Annotated in this window: 12 protein-coding genes; 5 read left to right on the top strand and 7 right to left on the bottom strand. The window is 51.3% G+C overall.

Going from position 1 to position 15,719, the window contains the following annotated elements; genetic code table 11:
• Positions 1 to 7 precede the first annotated feature (7 nt).
• The 4 genes from ACYVJM_RS09605 to rpmH all read right to left on the bottom strand — a co-directional run bounded on the left by ACYVJM_RS09605 (position 8) and on the right by rpmH (position 3,426).
• Positions 8 to 826 (bottom strand): SDR family NAD(P)-dependent oxidoreductase, encoded by an 819-nt coding sequence (locus ACYVJM_RS09605; RefSeq protein WP_461148005.1) that lies wholly within the window; start codon positions 824 to 826, stop codon positions 8 to 10.
• 210 nt (positions 827 to 1,036) lie between these two features.
• Entirely contained in the window at positions 1,037 to 2,698 is a 1,662-nt protein-coding gene (locus ACYVJM_RS09600) for a S41 family peptidase (protein WP_461148004.1), read from the bottom strand.
• A 91-nt stretch (positions 2,699 to 2,789) separates the two neighbouring features.
• On the bottom strand, positions 2,790 to 3,170 hold the full coding sequence (locus tag ACYVJM_RS09595; RefSeq protein WP_461148003.1) for a ribonuclease P protein component: 381 nt from the start codon (positions 3,168 to 3,170) through the stop codon (positions 2,790 to 2,792).
• An 88-nt stretch (positions 3,171 to 3,258) separates the two neighbouring features.
• Positions 3,259 to 3,426, bottom strand: a complete 168-nt coding sequence (gene rpmH, locus ACYVJM_RS09590) for a 50S ribosomal protein L34 (protein ID WP_012928422.1) — start codon at positions 3,424 to 3,426, stop codon at positions 3,259 to 3,261.
• 143 nt (positions 3,427 to 3,569) lie between these two features.
• Here rpmH and ACYVJM_RS09585 point away from each other — a divergent pair, with 143 nt between their 5' ends.
• The 3 genes from ACYVJM_RS09585 (at position 3,570) to ACYVJM_RS09575 (ending at position 7,896) form a co-directional block, all read left to right on the top strand.
• A complete protein-coding gene (locus tag ACYVJM_RS09585) occupies positions 3,570 to 5,156 on the top strand; it encodes a M61 family metallopeptidase (RefSeq protein WP_461148002.1) in 1,587 nt (528 codons plus the stop codon).
• 81 nt (positions 5,157 to 5,237) lie between these two features.
• Positions 5,238 to 6,332, top strand: coding sequence for a glycoside hydrolase family 130 protein (locus ACYVJM_RS09580; RefSeq protein ID WP_461148001.1), 1,095 nt, complete (start codon positions 5,238 to 5,240; stop codon positions 6,330 to 6,332).
• 19 nt (positions 6,333 to 6,351) lie between these two features.
• Positions 6,352 to 7,896 carry an amidase gene (locus tag ACYVJM_RS09575; RefSeq protein ID WP_461148000.1) on the top strand — a complete coding sequence of 515 codons (1,545 nt, stop codon included), beginning with the start codon at positions 6,352 to 6,354 and terminating at the stop codon, positions 7,894 to 7,896.
• Between the two features lie 26 nt (positions 7,897 to 7,922).
• On the opposite strand, the gene ACYVJM_RS09570 is transcribed toward ACYVJM_RS09575, so the two are convergent.
• Positions 7,923 to 9,977: a PAS domain-containing sensor histidine kinase gene (locus tag ACYVJM_RS09570; protein WP_461147999.1), complete on the bottom strand. Its 2,055-nt coding sequence runs from the start codon at positions 9,975 to 9,977 to the stop codon at positions 7,923 to 7,925.
• Between the two features lie 305 nt (positions 9,978 to 10,282).
• Here ACYVJM_RS09570 and ACYVJM_RS09565 point away from each other — a divergent pair, with 305 nt between their 5' ends.
• Both ACYVJM_RS09565 and ACYVJM_RS09560 read left to right on the top strand, forming a co-directional pair.
• Positions 10,283 to 10,645 (top strand): hypothetical protein, encoded by a 363-nt coding sequence (locus ACYVJM_RS09565; RefSeq protein ID WP_461147998.1) that lies wholly within the window; start codon positions 10,283 to 10,285, stop codon positions 10,643 to 10,645.
• Between the two features lie 24 nt (positions 10,646 to 10,669).
• Complete coding sequence (locus tag ACYVJM_RS09560; RefSeq protein WP_461147997.1) at positions 10,670 to 13,978, top strand: T9SS type A sorting domain-containing protein; 3,309 nt, start codon at positions 10,670 to 10,672, stop codon at positions 13,976 to 13,978.
• 76 nt (positions 13,979 to 14,054) lie between these two features.
• Here the strand turns inward: ACYVJM_RS09560 and ACYVJM_RS09555 are convergent, their stop codons facing one another.
• Positions 14,055 to 14,576: a GNAT family N-acetyltransferase gene (locus ACYVJM_RS09555; RefSeq protein WP_461147996.1), complete on the bottom strand. Its 522-nt coding sequence runs from the start codon at positions 14,574 to 14,576 to the stop codon at positions 14,055 to 14,057.
• Positions 14,577 to 14,693: 117 nt separating this feature from the next.
• Positions 14,694 to 15,515, bottom strand: coding sequence for an alpha/beta fold hydrolase (locus ACYVJM_RS09550; protein WP_461147995.1), 822 nt, complete (start codon positions 15,513 to 15,515; stop codon positions 14,694 to 14,696).
• Between the last annotated feature and the right edge of the window lie 204 nt (positions 15,516 to 15,719).

Here is a 15,719-nt window from a genome sequence, read left to right as displayed (position 1 = left end):
TGCCCTATTATTTGCCGTGTGCGGCTGTGCTCACTTCGTTCCAGGCTTCCCAGGTTGCCAGCCGCTGTTCGTAAACGGCCTTGACGGTTGGGTAGCCAATTTTTCCTAAAATTAAGCGAAGTGGTGGCTCCGGCGCATCGACCAGTTGTAAAAGTGCATCGATTGTAGCTGCCGGAACGCCGTAATGGTCGGGATTGTAGCCGGCGCGGAAAGCGGTTTTCAGGTTGTTGTACGCATCCAGACTCTGCGCATGACTGGCCGAACTGCCGCCCCATTCCGTTTCGTACCCGTTCGGCTCGATGAGCGAGACGTGAATGCCAAATTCGTTCACTTCGGTGGCCAGCGTTTCGGTGAGCCCTTCGACCGCAAATTTAGATGCGTTGTACAGGCCCAGCGTTGGCACCGTAAACAGCCCCAGCACGCTGGATACCTGAATGATATGGCCGCTCCGCTGCGCCCGCATGTAGGGCAGAACCGCCTGAGTGGCCCACAGTAAGCCGAAGAAATTGACGTCCATCTGTTTGCGGGCCTCCTCTTCCGACACTTCCTCCACCGCACCAAACACGCCATAGCCCGCATTGTTGATCAGCACGTCGATTTTGCCGAAATGATCGTGGGCTTTTTTTACGGCCTCAATGGTCTGCGCTTTGTTGGTTACGTCGACCTGTACCGGCAAAATTCTGTCGCCAAACTCCTCAACCAGATCGGTCAGGTCGGCCAGGTTTCGGGCCGTAGCCGCCACATTGTCACCACGTTGTAGAAATGCCTTTGCCCATAATTTCCCGAAGCCACGGGAAGCACCTGTAATAAAAATTGTCTTTGCCATTGTCTTGTCTGTTATCGTTTATTGACAAGGCAAAGGTGGCGGCTGAATCGGGCAAACGGCTTATACAAAAAGCGGGAGTTCTGACACGTTTTTACGATGGGTGGTTGTTGTCAATGCCTGCCCCCGATAGTCAAAACGCTACAGCGCAACGCCCGGAAACCAGAAACGCCAGCGGGAAGGCTGGCGTTTCTGGTTCGAGATTCGGATTGTTTATTGCTTTCCTTTCAAAATAGTCCCGTACCGGTTCATGTCTTTGAACAGGTCCAGCGCGGCTTTCATTTCGGGATCCGTAGCGAACGATGCCTCTTTCAGGCCCTTTTGCAGGTAATAATGCCCTGCAATCTCCTGTTCGAGCAAGGTTTTTAGTTCATGCTTGAAGGTGTTCAGGTCGGCATCCTTACTATGCGACATTTTGGTTTTCAGCGATTTCAGCTGATCCTGAATCTGGTCGAAGTACTTTTCTTTCCGCGCCGACGCTTCGAGGGTGCCGAGGTCTTTCTCTACCTGCGTTGTATAATCATACTCTTTATCGCTGAGCCACTTCGTAAACTCGCTGTATTCGGCATCGGTCAGGCGGAATTCGCGGGCGGGTTTAATGGTTGCGTGTTCGTGGCGGTATTTGACGGCATAGTCGAAAATAAGGCCCTTGTTGGTCAGGCTCAACGCTACCGGCGAGGGCGTCTGCGCTTCCACGACGATATCGGGCAAAACGCCACCGCCGTCGTACACCACCCGACCCGCCTTGGTTTTAAAGGCGGTTTTCAGTGAATCGGGTATTTTGCCCACGCTGCCATCGGCATTGCGGTGGCTGTAGTCGATGGCCTGAATGCACCGGCCGCTGGGAATGTAATATTTAGCCGTTGTGATTTTCAGCTTCGTGTTGAACGACAATTCACGCGTGGTCTGCACCAGCCCTTTGCCGTAAGTACGCTGCCCGATCAATACACCCCGGTCGTAATCCTGAATAACTCCCGATACAATTTCGGCGGCTGAGGCACTGTGGCTGTTGGTTAGGACCACGATCGGAATGTCGAGGTCGAGGGGTGGGTTCATGGCGGTGTAGGTCTTGTTCCACTCCGTCACTTTTCCTTTGGTCGTCACTACTTCCGAATCTTTCGGGATAAAAATATTCGAGATATCGATGGCCATGTTAAGCAGACCGCCTGGATTTTCGCGAACGTCGAGGATGAGTTTTTTCATCCCTTTCCCCTTCAGCTCCTGGTAGGCGGTCCGTACTTCGCGCGAAGCCGTGGCCGTAAAGTCTTTGAGGTCGATGTACCCAACTTCGTCCGATACCATGCCGTAGTAGGGCACGTTGGTCATTTTAACCACATCCCGGATCACGCTGAGGTCGAGCGGATCTTTCTGCCCAAACCGGCGAACCGTAAGTTTCACGGCTGTATTGTTCTGTCCTTTCAGCAATTTGCCGGGATCAGCGTCTTTGCGACTTTTCAAATCGACACCATCCACCTTAAGCACTTCGTCGCCAATTTGAAGCCCCGATTTTTCGGCGGGGGTACCTTCATATACCATCAGTACGATGCTCTTCCCCTGCCGCTGCCCAATGAGTGCGCCAATGCCATTGTAGCGGCCGGTGGTCATGGTCATGTAGTCTTCAATTTCGTCTTCGGCGAAGAAGTTCGTATACGGGTCGAGGGCTTTCAGCATGGCATCGATGCTGGTTTTGACCATGCGGTTGGGGTTCACCTCATCTACATAATAGAGGTTGAGTTCCTTAAACAGCGTGGCGTAAATGTCCAGGTTGCGGGCTATCTCGAAAAACCGGTCGTCGGTCTTGAACGAAAAGAAGCCGATGCCACCCGCTACAAGGGCCGAGGAGGCTAACAGGGTGAGTCGTTTAGAGAAGCGCATAGGAACTTTTGAATGAAAAATGCCTGATAAAGAATGTATAATGAAATCTGAAGAGTTTACTGGTCGTATTCTTCATTCTTCATTTTCCATTCTACATTTTCTGTAAAGCTAATTTCATACCTTTTTCTATCTCTTCAAACGAAATTATTTGTTTGGCGGTATAAAGAAAGGCAATGGAAGCCGGTGGTGCGCTGGCTGGTTTGAAAAGGGCCTTGTTCAGGCGGTAGGCCTCCCGGACGCGTCGCTTGATCTGGTTACGGTCAACGGCGCGTTTGAAGATGCGTTTGGGAACAGTTATGACAATGGCGGGCAGAAGCGGCTCGCTGTCCGGACCTGGTTCAGGCTGGGGAATGTAAAGCACCCGAAACGGAAAAAGGTAGAACGTCCGCACGGAAGTACTACCTTTTTTAAATAATTCACCAAGAATCTTTTTGCTGCAAAGACGTTCGGATTTGGAGAAGGTTTGCGGCATGAATCAGTGGTTAGTCAGTAGTGATTAGTAGCCAGAAACAAAGCCTGCTGAGAACAGCGACGAATCACCAGCCACTAATGACTAGTCACTAAATTTTGAAGCGGTCGCCTTTTTTCTCGTCAGAGACAGTCAGTTTGTGGCGGCCTTTGGCACGACGGCGGGCCAAAACCTGACGGCCATTGGCAGTAGCCATCCGCTCGCGGAAGCCGTGTTTGTTTTTCCGCTTCCGGTTCGATGGTTGGTACGTTCTTTTCATGATATATAATCCCTAAAACCTTTATTTTTCCAAATGAGTCCGCAAAGATAGGAGAATGCCTGAGTTTTTCCAAACCTGATTTCAGAAAAACGATTTGACTGACTGGTAGTTACTTTTGTACGACTTATCTTGCCATTACCCATATGCGCTATCGCCTGTCTGCTGACCCCGTTCATCCTCATTATATTGCCGTTGATGCTCATTTAACCAATATCTCGACGCCGGAAGTTGATCTTCAGTTGCCTGCCTGGCGTCCGGGACGTTATGAATTACAGCAGTTTGCGAAAAATATTCAGCGATTCGAGATTGTTGACAAAGCGGGTCAGCCACTGTCTTTTCGGAAAATTACTAAAGACCGCTGGCGGGTACGGACCGCTGGTGTTAGCGAGCTAACCGTTCGGTATAACTACTACGCGCTGCTGCCAACGCCCAACCAGCTCAATGCCGGCAGTAGCTTTATCAGCGAAACGCTGTTGTATGTGAACCCGGTGAACCTGTGTCTGTATGCCGAAGAACGCATTTCGGAGCCCTGCACGCTGGAACTGGCCATTCCCGCTGGTTGGACCGTTGCCTGCGGCCTGACCGAATCTCCGTCGAAACAACCCAATATACGCACCTTACTGGCCGCCGACTTTTACGAACTGGTCGATTGCCCGCTCATAGCCGCTCCGGTTATTCAGGATATTCAGTATACCGTTGGCGATACCATTTTTCATGTCTGGATTCAGGGCGGTCGACGGACGGATGGCAACCCGACCTTCGATGCCGATCGAATTGTGGCCGACTTTCGGCGTTTTTCGGAGAAGCAGATCGAACTCTACGGCGAGTTTCCCGAAAAGAATTATCATTTTCTGACGCTCATTCTGCCCGTTCCGTATTACCATGGTGTTGAGCACCGCAACTCAACGGTATTGACGCTCGGGCCAAACGATGAAGGAGAGGGGCTGTATCAGGATTTACTGGGTGTGTCGTCGCACGAGTTGTTCCATGCCTGGAATATCATTCGCATCCGTCCTGCCGAACTGTTGCCGTACGACTTTACGAAAGAGAATTATTTTACGACCTGTTTTGTGGCGGAGGGCGTAACGACCTATTACGGGGATTTGATGCTTCGGCAATCGGGCGTGTTTACCGACGAAGCGTATCTGAAAGAATTGCAGGTGTTAGTGAAGCGTCATTTCGAGAATAACGGACGGGCGTTTCAGTCCCTTACCGAGTCGTCCTGGGATTTATGGCTCGATGGCTACGACAAGGGCGTTCCCGACCGGAAAGTGTCGGTTTACCACAAAGGGGCCATTGCTGCCCTGATTCTAGACCTGCATATCCGTCAGCTAACCGATCATGCCCGCTCGCTCGACGACGTTATGCGCGAAATGTGGCAGCGTTTCGGCAAACCGTTCATCGGGTATACGCTGGATGATTACCGCGCCGTAACCGAAGCGATAGCGGGGGAGTCCCTTGACTGGTATTATACGATATGTATCTTTGGCAATCAGCCACTTGAGCCCTTGCTGAACAAGTATCTGGCGTGGGTGGGTCTGCTGGTCGCCTACGAAGAACCCACACCCGACCAGCCGGGGGGCATTCGCTTGCTGGAAATCGACAGCGTAGAGGGCCATCAGCAGCGCGCGCGCTGGTTTGGACAGCCTTCGGTTAACGAGTCCGTTTCAGAAGGTAGTGTACATGCTGTCCCTGAAGAGAAATTAGGAAAAAATGTCGTTGCGAAATGAGTGTTGAGTCAGCACGCGTGCCATACTAGTATCTTAACTCATCCTCCTGCTTTATTAAAAATACCTTTATCGAGTACCTGCATGTTAAAACGTTTGCCTTTCCTTTTCCTGCTTATTCCGAGTCTGCTCCTGGCGCAGGCCAAACCCGAAAAGCCCTGGATGCTGGGTCCCTTTCATAAACAGAATGCATTTAATCCCATTCTAAACGCTAAAACCACGACTGAATTTTACTGCCCGATTCGGCAGAAACTGGTGCGTTGGGAGGAGAAAGATGTGTATAATCCGGCCACGGTGGTGCGGAATAATAAAGTGTATATGCTCTACCGGGCAGAAGATACCGTTCGGGTTGTGGGCGGTACGTCGAGGCTGGGGCTGGCCGTGAGCACAGATGGCATTCACTTTAAACGAATGCCCAAGCCGGTTTTTTACCCCGACAACGACCCCATGAAAGTCTATGAGTGGGAGGGCGGTTGCGAAGACCCCAGGGTGGTGGAAAGCCCTAATGGTGTATATGTGATGACCTACACAGCTTACGACGGCGACAAAGCCCGGCTCTGCGTAGCCACCTCGCGTGACTTGATGAAGTGGGAGAAGCAGGGGCTGATCTTTGGTGATGCCGACAATGGCAAGTACCGGAATAGCTGGTCGAAATCGGGCGCGATAGTCTGCAAACGAATCGGGAGCCGACTGGTTGCGCAGAAAATCAACGGGAAATACTGGATGTACTGGGGCGACCAACCGCAGCTTCGGGTAGCTACCTCAGATGATCTGCTGCATTGGACGCCCCTTGAAACGCCTGCGGGGCAACCTGTTGTGGCGGCTGAGTCGCGGAAGGGGAAGCACGATGTGCGGCTGATTGAACCCGGCCCATTCGCTATGTTAACACCCAACGGTATTCTACTGATTTATAATGGCATGAACGACGCCAAAAATGGCGACAAAAACCTGGCCGAAGGTGCTTATGCCGGTGGGCAACTCCTGTTCGATGCTAACGACCCCGCCAAATTGCTGGACCGGTCAGAAAACTACTTTATCAAACCCGATCAGCCTTACGAAATGCTGGGGCAGGTCAACCAGGTGTGTTTTCTGGAGGGAATGGTACCCTTTCGGGGTAAGTGGTTTTTGTATTACGGCACTGCTGATTCAAAAATTGGGGTAGCCACCGCCAACCAGTAACTCCTTCAACCCTTTCTGTATGCAAACGTCCCGCCCACAAGCCTTGTCTTTTGAAGAATACGTTAAACATGACGCCACGTCACTCGCCGAACTGGTGCACAAGGATGAGGTGACCCCCGCCGAACTGCTGGAAACGGCCATTGCGCGGGCCGAAGCCGTCAACCCGCAGCTAAACGCTATCGTAACGCCCCTGTTCGATAAGGGTCGGGACATGGCGAATCAACTGCCCGACAACGGTGCTTTTCGTGGTGTGCCTTTTCTGCTGAAGGATTTGGAGTTGGAGTGGGCCGGAACACCATTGAAATCAGGATCCGCCGGGTATAAGAATTACGTTTCCCAAACCGACAGCGAAACGGTGAAACGCTTTAAAGCGGCCGGACTTGTCTTTTTTGGAAAAACCAACACCCCCGAATTTGGCCTGACGCCATATACGGAGTCGACGCTGTATGGTCCGGCTCATAACCCCTGGAACCTGGCGCACTCGCCGGGTGGTTCGAGTGGCGGGTCGGCGGCAGCGGTGGCGGCTGGTATCGTCCCGGCGGCCTCGGGTTCGGATGGGGGCGGGTCTATTCGCATTCCGGCGTCCTGCTGTGGCTTGTTTGGGCTGAAACCTTCCCGTGGGCGGGTGACCCTGGGGCCGGGTTTCGGTGAGTTGTGGAACGGAGCGGTAACGGGCCATGCGCTCACCCGCAGCGTTCGCGATAGTGCCCGCCTGCTGGATGTTATTGCGGGTGGTCCGACGTATCGGCCGTTGGCCGGCGAGCCCTACGGCATTGCGCCCCCCGAGCGTCCATTTGCCGACGAAGTTGGCCGGGAGCCGGGTAAGCTGCGAATTGCCTTCTCGACGCAGGCATTGATGCCGGGGCAGGTCATTGATCCCGAGTGCATAAAGGCTGTTCAGGAAACGGCTCGTCTGCTCGAAAGTCTGGGGCATACGGTAGACGAAGTGCCGCTGCCCTACGAGAAAACACTGGTAACGGAAGCGTTTTTCGTGTCGGTGCTGAGCGAAACGGCGGCTACCCTTCGTGACCTGAGCACCTACCTGGGCCGACCTGCCCGACGGGAAGATGTGGAACTCAATACCTGGGCGCAGGCCCGGCTGGCCGAAGGGTTCTCGGCGGCTGATCTGGCCTACCAGAAACGGCGCTGGAATACCCTAAACCGGAGCATGGGGCAGCTGCACGAAACTTACAACCTGTTTCTGACGCCTACCTTACCGCAGCCGCCCATTGCCATTGGAGCCTTTCAAAATGCCCCTTCGGAGCAGCGTATCCTGAAGCTTGTCGATTCATTCGGCGGGCTTAAGTACCTGAATGGCAGTAAAACAGTGAATGATTTGGCGGAGCAATCCTTAGGCTATATAGCCTTTACTGTTATCACTAACATGACCGGACAACCGTCTATGTCCGTACCCCTGCATTGGTCAGGAGAGGGACCCTCCAGTCGGGGCTTACCCATTGGGGTGATGTTTGCCGCCAAACTGGGCGACGAAGCCACCCTGTTCCGGCTAGCGGGGCAACTGGAGCAGGCCAAACCCTGGTTCGACAAGCGACCGGGTTTGTAAAAACGAGTTAGCTAAAAAAGAGTACTTCAGGATACTGGTAAGTAAATATGGAAGGTGGTGCCTTTGTTGGCCTGGCTTGTTGCCGTAATGAAACCCCCATGATTGAGTACTACTTTTTCGCAGATCGCCAGCCCGATACCCGTACCCGCAAATTCACTCTGGCTATGTAATCGCTGAAAAACCTGGAAAATACGGTCGAGGTATTTTTCATCGAAGCCAATCCCATTGTCCGTTATATCGATGCGGTGATACGTCCGGGCTGAGCGGCTGGGTTTAATTTTCAGCGATAGATCAGCCGCCTTTATCGTAGCTGCTGTTACCTGAATCCGGGGAGCCACATCCGGTCGGCGAAATTTAAGCGCGTTATGCAGCAGGTTTTGAAAAAGCTGTTGCAACTGGGTTGGGTCACCGAAAACGGTTGGCATTGGGTCGACCTGAATAACCGCACTTGTTTCCTGAATGATCAGTTCCAGATCAGTTAACACGAGGTTGATGATTCTATCGAGGGATACCTGCTTTACGGTTTCCTTCCGGGTAGAGATGCGGGAGAAACTGAGTAGATCGCGAATCAGCGTTGACATCCGGCGGGCGGCCGTCTGGATGCGTTCCAGGTACGCTAACTCTTCTTTAGAGGAATCATTTCCATACTGAATCCGTAAAAGGTCGCTGAACTGCTGAATTTTGCGCAGCGGTTCCTGCAAATCATGGCTGGCCACGTAGGCAAACTTTTCCAGATTTTCATTTGAGCGACTAAGCAGCTGATTTGATTCGATCAGTTCTTCGTTGGACGCGGCCAGCTCTTCATTGGTTGCGGCTAGCTCCTCATTGATGGTCGCCAGTTCTTCATTCGCCGATTTTAGTTCTTCCGTACGCTCCTCAACCTGTTTTTCCAGTGCCAGTTGTATGTTTCGCTGGGCGGTGACATCCTGGGCTGTTCCACTCAGAACAGTAGGTTTGCCATCGAGGTCATAAAACACCTGCCCTTGCGCGTGGATAATTCGTACCTGACCCGTAAGTCGGTTAATGATTGGGTGCTCATTCCGGTAGAAACCGGATGAGCCGGGCTTGATAGCTGCGGCAATAGCGGTTGCAACGGACTGTCTGACATCGTCGGGCAGCGGGTTGAAGGCTTCATCAATCTGCTTGGTGGCATTGGTAAAACCCAGCCAGTGCATAAACCGGTCCGAATAAGTGAAGACTCCCGTATCAATATTCATGCTCCAGGTGGCCAGTTGGGCCAGCTCGATAGCGCCCCTGAGCGAGGCTTCCCGAACTTTAAGCTGTAGCTGAGCCGTTATTTCGTCCGTTATTTCCCGGGCGGTTCCGTAAAAAATAGACGGTTTCCCGGCGGCATCGTGATCATACGTACCCAGCACCCGGACCCAGTGAATGCTGCCATCAGGCCAGATAAAACGGGCTTCGTACTGTAATTTCCCGGTCTTGGCCGCTACCTGGTAAGCTTCATGGCGGATAGCCAGATCGTCTGGATGTAGATGTTCGATGAAAAAAGCCCGGCTGAGCAGTGTGCTGTCTGTCCCGGTCATGATTTTGGCCAGCAGCGGAGAATACTCCAGGTGGTCGTCTGCCAAACGGACGCTGAACCAGCCTGTACTGCTTCCTTCGAGGGCTAGTTTGGCCAGCCGCTCCGACGTTTTAAACTGTTCCTGTAAATGGACGATTTCAGTGATGTTTTGAGCCGTTCCCGAAAACCGAGCGGCTCTGCCCTGTTCGTCGAGGAAAGCTCTGCCCCGGCAGCGTACCCAGCATGGTTGGTCACTGCCAGCGTCCATTATCCGAAAGTCGACCTTGAAATAACCGTTGGAGGCCGGATTCAAGCTTAATCGAACGGCCTCGATCACTTCACTGTGGTCGTCGGCATGAACATGCGCCAATACCTGATCGTACGGTAAAAATCCATCTCCGGTTGCTCCAAATAGCCTTTTTGTGTAGTCATCCCAAGTTACCAGTTTGTTAACGGGATCGAAATGCCAGGTACCAATCTCTGCCGCATGAAGTGCAAAAGACAAGCGCTCATATTCAGCTTTACTATCGGGGTAAACGGTTTTTTGCTCCTTGGTCATTGGAGTACTTGCAGAAAGATATTGTCAGTTAACCTCCTGTGATCATGTAAGGTTTATCGAACCATAAATCAGAAATCACTCACGGATTAATATAGTAGTTTAGTAGAGAGTTAGTAAATTCATTGGTGTTAATCGTTTCTGCCAGTCTGGGTTGTATAAGTACTTATTTCAATAATTTCATGCAAATTTACTCTACTATAAATCTATTTTTGGTATTCTTTGTTCATTATCAGGGGAATACAGGTTAGTTTTAGACTAATGGTGGTGGGGTGTCATTCTTTTGTTAACCAGTTAATTAATCTTTTATGAAAAAAATCGTCTTTTTAATTTATGCTGCCAGCTTGTCTTTTATCGGCTTGGCCCAGCAGTACGAACCTGTAAATCCAGCGAAAGATAAACTCGATTATCAAGGGTATACTATCCGGTTGATGCCGTCCAGAGAGGGGTCGTACGGGTATAGTATACTGAAAGGTAAAGCGGTCGTTGCGCATCAACTGCATAATCCATTCTCAATGGCACCCGTTGGCCTGCGACGAAAAGAAGACGTATATAAAGTGGCCAAATGGCAGATCGAGCAAGTACAGACCGGCAAATCCGGGCCCGACATCTTTGCTAAACCACTACCCGCCAGTGTCGCTCAGGAGCTACAGATAAAAAGCCAACAGTAATCAGATCTATCTACCTCGATTCGCATGAAAAAGATTTACCTTTTATTTCTTCTGGGAAGTTTAATTGGAAACGTTAAGGGGCAAAGTGGGGCTCCTGATCCTTCTTTCGGAAAAAATGGCATACAAACGACCGCTGTTCCCATCAATAGTTTACAGGAACAGGCGGTAAAAGTACTGCCCCTGTCCACCGGAATGTATGTCGTTACGCGGATCGGCAGTGCCGTTGTCGTGGCGAAGTACCAGGCTAATGGCGCAATCGATACGTCCTATGGCATCAACGGGTATTCGGTTGCGGTCGATGGTTTAGGGCTCGATGCGGTCCTGCAGAGTGATGGTAAAGTTGTTGTCGTAACAGCCTCGTCTGTCATTCGGTATACTACAAACGGCACGCTGGACAATACATTCAGTGGTGATGGTATCCAGACCCCGCCCTCGTCTTCGATCTCTCTTCGGGCTGCTGTTATCCAGGGTGATAAAATTATTGTGGCCGCTAGTCGCACTTCCTTCAGCGAGGGCGATTTGGCGGTGCTTCGGTACAATGCCGATGGATCGCCGGATACCAGTTTTAGTGAAGACGGCCTTCAAACGACCGATTTTGGCCAGTTTTCCAAAGATTACAGCTATGCACTTGCCCTACAGGGCGATAAAATCGTGCTTACCGGTAGCAGCGATGGCTACCTGGCTATTGTCCGCTATAACACAGATGGCTCACTGGATACCAGCTTCAGTCAGGATGGAAAGGTGATGTACGATAACGTAGCTTTCTCACCTGCCCAGTCGGTAGCCATTCTGGGTACCAAGATTTTGGTGCCGGGTGGAGTCGCCAATGATTTTGCGGTGGTTCGCTACAACTCGGACGGTACGCTGGACACAACGTTTGGTGCATCCGGTGTTCTGACAACGGATGTGGGTGATCCGTTTAATGAGTCGGCGCGGGTTATAACGATCCAGGGAGATAAGTTTGTGCTGATGGGTAACACCAATAAAGGCCTGGGGCTTGTTCGCTACAACAGCGATGGTTCGCTGGATACCAGCTTCGGGACAAATGGTAAAGTAACTACCCGTTTCGACGGGGTTGATTTTGTCAGTCCGGAAGCGGTTGCCCTTCAGGGTAACAAAATTCTGGTGGCCGGATACACCTATACCTTCGCACAAGCGAGCGCTTATGATGTGGCTCTGGTGCGGTATAATGCCAATGGCTCGCTTGATACCAGCCTGAGTGACGATGGGAAGCTCACCAGTTTTTTTCCCTATACCAACACGCACTTCACCAGTTCTGTGGTTCAGCCCGATGGCAAAGTCGTGGCCGCAGGGTATACGTATCAGAACAGGCTCAGCTTTTCGAGCAATGTCTTTGTTGTAGTCCGGTATAATACGGACGGTACGCTCGACAAAACGTTCAGTGACGATGGCATACAGACAACCGATTTCGGACTGCGGTCTGAATCCGTCGCGAATGCCGTTATACTTCAGGGTAATAAGATCATTGTAGCGGGCTATTCGTACGACTCTGACAACAACAATAATGTGGATTTTGCGGTGGCTCGTTACAATGCCGACGGTACGCCGGACAATACCTTTAGCGGGGATGGCAAACTGTTGACCGATTTGGGGCCTTCGTCCAATGATTTCACTCAAACTATCTTCAGTCAGGGTGATAAGCTTATTGCAGCGGGCTATTCCTACAATTATGAGACAGGTATAGGTATTACGCTTGTCCGTTACAATGCGGATGGCTCCCTGGATAACACCTTTAGTGGCGACGGTATACAAACAACCAGTTTTGGCACCGGCGGGATAAATGCCAATGCACTGGCGCTTCAGGGCGATAAACTGCTTGTGGCAGGCAGTAATTACAATTCGGAAACAAGCGCGCTCGAATTCCTGATAGCTCGCTACAATGCAGATGGTTCACTCGACCCGAGCTTCGGCGGGACGGGCATTGTCACCACCGATTTTGGTGCCGGATCATCGGTATTTGCCAAGCTTATCCGGGTTCAGGGCGATCGGATTTCCGTAATCGGTTATAAAAGTGGTGAGACCGAGGTGGCAGTGGCCCGTTATAACCTGAATGGAACGCTGGATAACAGCTTTGGCCAGAACGGTAAGCGGGTAAGTCCGTTCCCGAACGGATCGACGGCCAATATAACGGCCATAGTTGGCCAGGACGACGGGAAATTCATTGCCGGGGGGAACGTAACCGATCCGGTTACCTACCAACAGACCTTTGCGCTGGCCCGTTATAACTCCGATGGATCGCCGGATAACAGCTTTACCGGAGGTACTACGCCAACCGGGAGTACCTCGCCCGCCGGGAGCAACACGGCTTATTCTCTACAGGCGCTCAGCACGAAGGGAAATCGGCTTTACGCGGTGGGCGATAAGCAGTCATCTTTCGGGCTCGGCCCCATAAGCGAAGGGGTTGTGACCGCATACAAACTCGAAACGAATGCAAGTCTATCGTGCCCGGCCAGTAAAACGGTGACAGCCGATCAAAGTATCTGTGGCGCCGTTGTGAAGGACATTGATCCCGTGTCGGCTAGTTCAATGACAAAATACACGTTGTCGGGTGCCACAAAGGGTAGCGATATGGGTAGTACCAGCGGTAAAACGTTCGGGATAGGCGCTACGGTCGTCACGTACACGCAGTCTAGTGAGCCTGCCAAAACATGCTCCTTTACCGTAACCGTTGTTGACCGGCAGGCACCCACCATAACGGGTCTTTCGGTTAGTTCGAACAGACTATGGCCGGCTAATCACAAGATGGTGGATGTAGCGCTCACCTATACCGTGCTGGATAACTGCAAAGCGACTGCCGTGCTATCGGTATCCAGTAATGAATCTCAAACCGGAGCCGACGACGATACCCCTGAAGATTGGCAGATTGTCGACGCAAATCATGTGAAACTCCGGGCCGAGCGGGCCGGTAACGGAAACGGGCGAATCTATACCATTACCATTACGGCTACGGATGCATCCGGTAACAAGTCGGTGCAGACAACGCAGGTGACGGTACCGAAAAACAACTCGGGCCGGGCGGGAGCCGACGAATTAAGTGTACTTGAAGAGGGTGAAGACGTAAATGGGTTGACGGTTAAGGTCATGCCTAACCCATCGTCGAGCTATTTTACCATACTCACCAAACGGGCTACGGGTAACGTTCTGGCCATGCAGGTGGCTGACCTTCAGGGGCGTATGGTGCAGATGCTGGATAATGTACCGGCCAACGCAACGATGCAATTGGGAAATACCTACGCGCCGGGAACCTACGTACTGACGGTGTTCGACGGATCGAAGAAAGTAACCGTTAAACTGCTTAAGCTAGCGGATTAATCTGCCGGTCGAACGACGATGCCCGAGGGGTGCCCAATACAACCTAAAAAAGGAGCCGATAAGCTCCTTTTTTAGGTTAGTTAATTACTTTTCGCATCATCACGTCTATCTGTTCATCGTCTCCCATTTTGAAAATATGCTTATCAAAGGCAACAAAACCATTCTTTTCATAGAATCGTATGGCCTTAGGGTTCGCTTCCCACACGCCCAACCAGAGCGATGATTTGTTCTGCAGTTCAGCAATCGCCAATGCTTTTTCATAAAGGAGCTGACCAACTTTTTGGCCATGATACGCTCTTTTTACATAGATGCGTTCTATTTCGAGGGAGGTTTCATCCTGTAGCTCCGTCTGTGCTTTGCCAACATTCACTTTCAAATACCCTATGGCCTTATCGCCTTCCCAGGCAACGAAAAATAACGAATCTGGATTACTTAACTCTGATTTTACTCTTTCGTCACTAAAGCTCTCTTCCAGATACTTTTTCATATCTGTCTCTGTATTGGATGGCGAAAAGGTCTCGAAAAAAGTTTCTCTTCCGATTAACTGAACCACGTCTACATCGTCTGTAAAAGCCTGTTGTATTTGTATCTGCTCCATTGTTATCGTTTGGTAATGGGCAAACTTACAAACAAAACCGGGCTACAATTGTAGTCCGGTTTTGTTAAAAACACTAGTCCAATTGACGAAGCCAGTCATTATGAATTAGTGTCATCCTTACGACTTGATAAAAGCCAGTAGATCGGCGTTAATGGTTGCGGCTTCGGTCGTGGGCATGCCGTGCGGAAAGCCCGGGTACGAAATCAGTTTACCGTGTTTTAATAACTTTACCGCCTTGGCTCCGGAAATAAGGAACGGAACGATTTGGTCGTCTTCCCCGTGCAGAACCAGTATGGGCATATCTGCACTTTTGAGGTCCTCCGTAAAATCGGTTTCCGAAAAGGCCTTGATGCCATCGTGATGGGCTTTAACGCTCCCCATCATGCCCTGCCGCCACCAGTTGTCACGGATGCCCTGCGATATGGTTGCGCCTTCGCGATTGTACCCGTAAAAAGGAATGGTGAAATCCAGAAAATACTGGGGCCGGTGTTTGGCCGTACCTTCGCGTATTTCATCGAATACCGACATCGGAACACCGTCCGGGTTGGCTTCGGTCTGGACCATCAGCGGGGTTACGGCACTGATCAGTACAGCTTTAGCTACCCGGCCCCGTCCATGTTTAGCTACGTACCGAATCACTTCGCCACCCCCCGTCGAGTGGCCAATGTGGATGGCATCTTTCAGGTCAAGGAACTGAACAAGTTCCGCTACATCGGCAACGTACGTGTCCATGTTGTGCCCTTCAGAGGTCTGGGATGATCGGCCGTGCCCACGTCGATCGTGCGCAATCACACGATATCCCTGCGCTACGAAAAACATCATTTGGGCGTCCCAGTCGTCGCTGGAGAGCGGCCATCCGTGGTGAAAAACGATTGGCTGGCCTGTGCCCCAATCTTTGTAGTAAATCTCGGTACCGTCACTTACTGTGATCTTGCTCATGTTGTTTGGCGTTAAGTGTATTAATAGATTGAAAGCTTGCTGGGGTTAACTGAACATGGGCCAAAGGCGGGGTGTACTTGCCGCGCTCCATGCAACACGGTTATCTAACTGCATGACCGCTGGTGAATAAGGAATTGATCGAGTTGTTTAGTACTTGTTTTTGGGCTGTATGGCTTAAGTTATTGCTTTGATAAACAGATAGAT

The organism is Spirosoma pulveris, assembly GCF_054781875.1.
The sequence above is the reverse complement of the archived record's forward strand: the minus strand, read 5'-3'. Positions and strand labels throughout refer to the sequence as shown.

What these genes read in the sequence shown, in the direction of transcription:
- ACYVJM_RS09555 (WP_461147996.1), bottom strand. Translation starts at nt 14,576, where the DNA reads ATGGAGCAGATACAAATACAACAGGCTTTTACAGACGATGTAGACGTG.
- ACYVJM_RS09580 (WP_461148001.1), top strand. Translation starts at nt 5,238, where the DNA reads ATGTTAAAACGTTTGCCTTTCCTTTTCCTGCTTATTCCGAGTCTGCTC.
- ACYVJM_RS09565 (WP_461147998.1), top strand. Translation starts at nt 10,283, where the DNA reads ATGAAAAAAATCGTCTTTTTAATTTATGCTGCCAGCTTGTCTTTTATC.
- ACYVJM_RS09600 (WP_461148004.1), bottom strand. Translation starts at nt 2,698, where the DNA reads ATGCGCTTCTCTAAACGACTCACCCTGTTAGCCTCCTCGGCCCTTGTA.
- ACYVJM_RS09595 (WP_461148003.1), bottom strand. Translation starts at nt 3,170, where the DNA reads ATGCCGCAAACCTTCTCCAAATCCGAACGTCTTTGCAGCAAAAAGATT.
- ACYVJM_RS09570 (WP_461147999.1), bottom strand. Translation starts at nt 9,977, where the DNA reads ATGACCAAGGAGCAAAAAACCGTTTACCCCGATAGTAAAGCTGAATAT.
- ACYVJM_RS09605 (WP_461148005.1), bottom strand. Translation starts at nt 826, where the DNA reads ATGGCAAAGACAATTTTTATTACAGGTGCTTCCCGTGGCTTCGGGAAA.
- ACYVJM_RS09550 (WP_461147995.1), bottom strand. Translation starts at nt 15,515, where the DNA reads ATGAGCAAGATCACAGTAAGTGACGGTACCGAGATTTACTACAAAGAT.
- ACYVJM_RS09585 (WP_461148002.1), top strand. Translation starts at nt 3,570, where the DNA reads ATGCGCTATCGCCTGTCTGCTGACCCCGTTCATCCTCATTATATTGCC.
- ACYVJM_RS09575 (WP_461148000.1), top strand. Translation starts at nt 6,352, where the DNA reads ATGCAAACGTCCCGCCCACAAGCCTTGTCTTTTGAAGAATACGTTAAA.
- ACYVJM_RS09560 (WP_461147997.1), top strand. Translation starts at nt 10,670, where the DNA reads ATGAAAAAGATTTACCTTTTATTTCTTCTGGGAAGTTTAATTGGAAAC.
- rpmH (WP_012928422.1), bottom strand. Translation starts at nt 3,426, where the DNA reads ATGAAAAGAACGTACCAACCATCGAACCGGAAGCGGAAAAACAAACAC.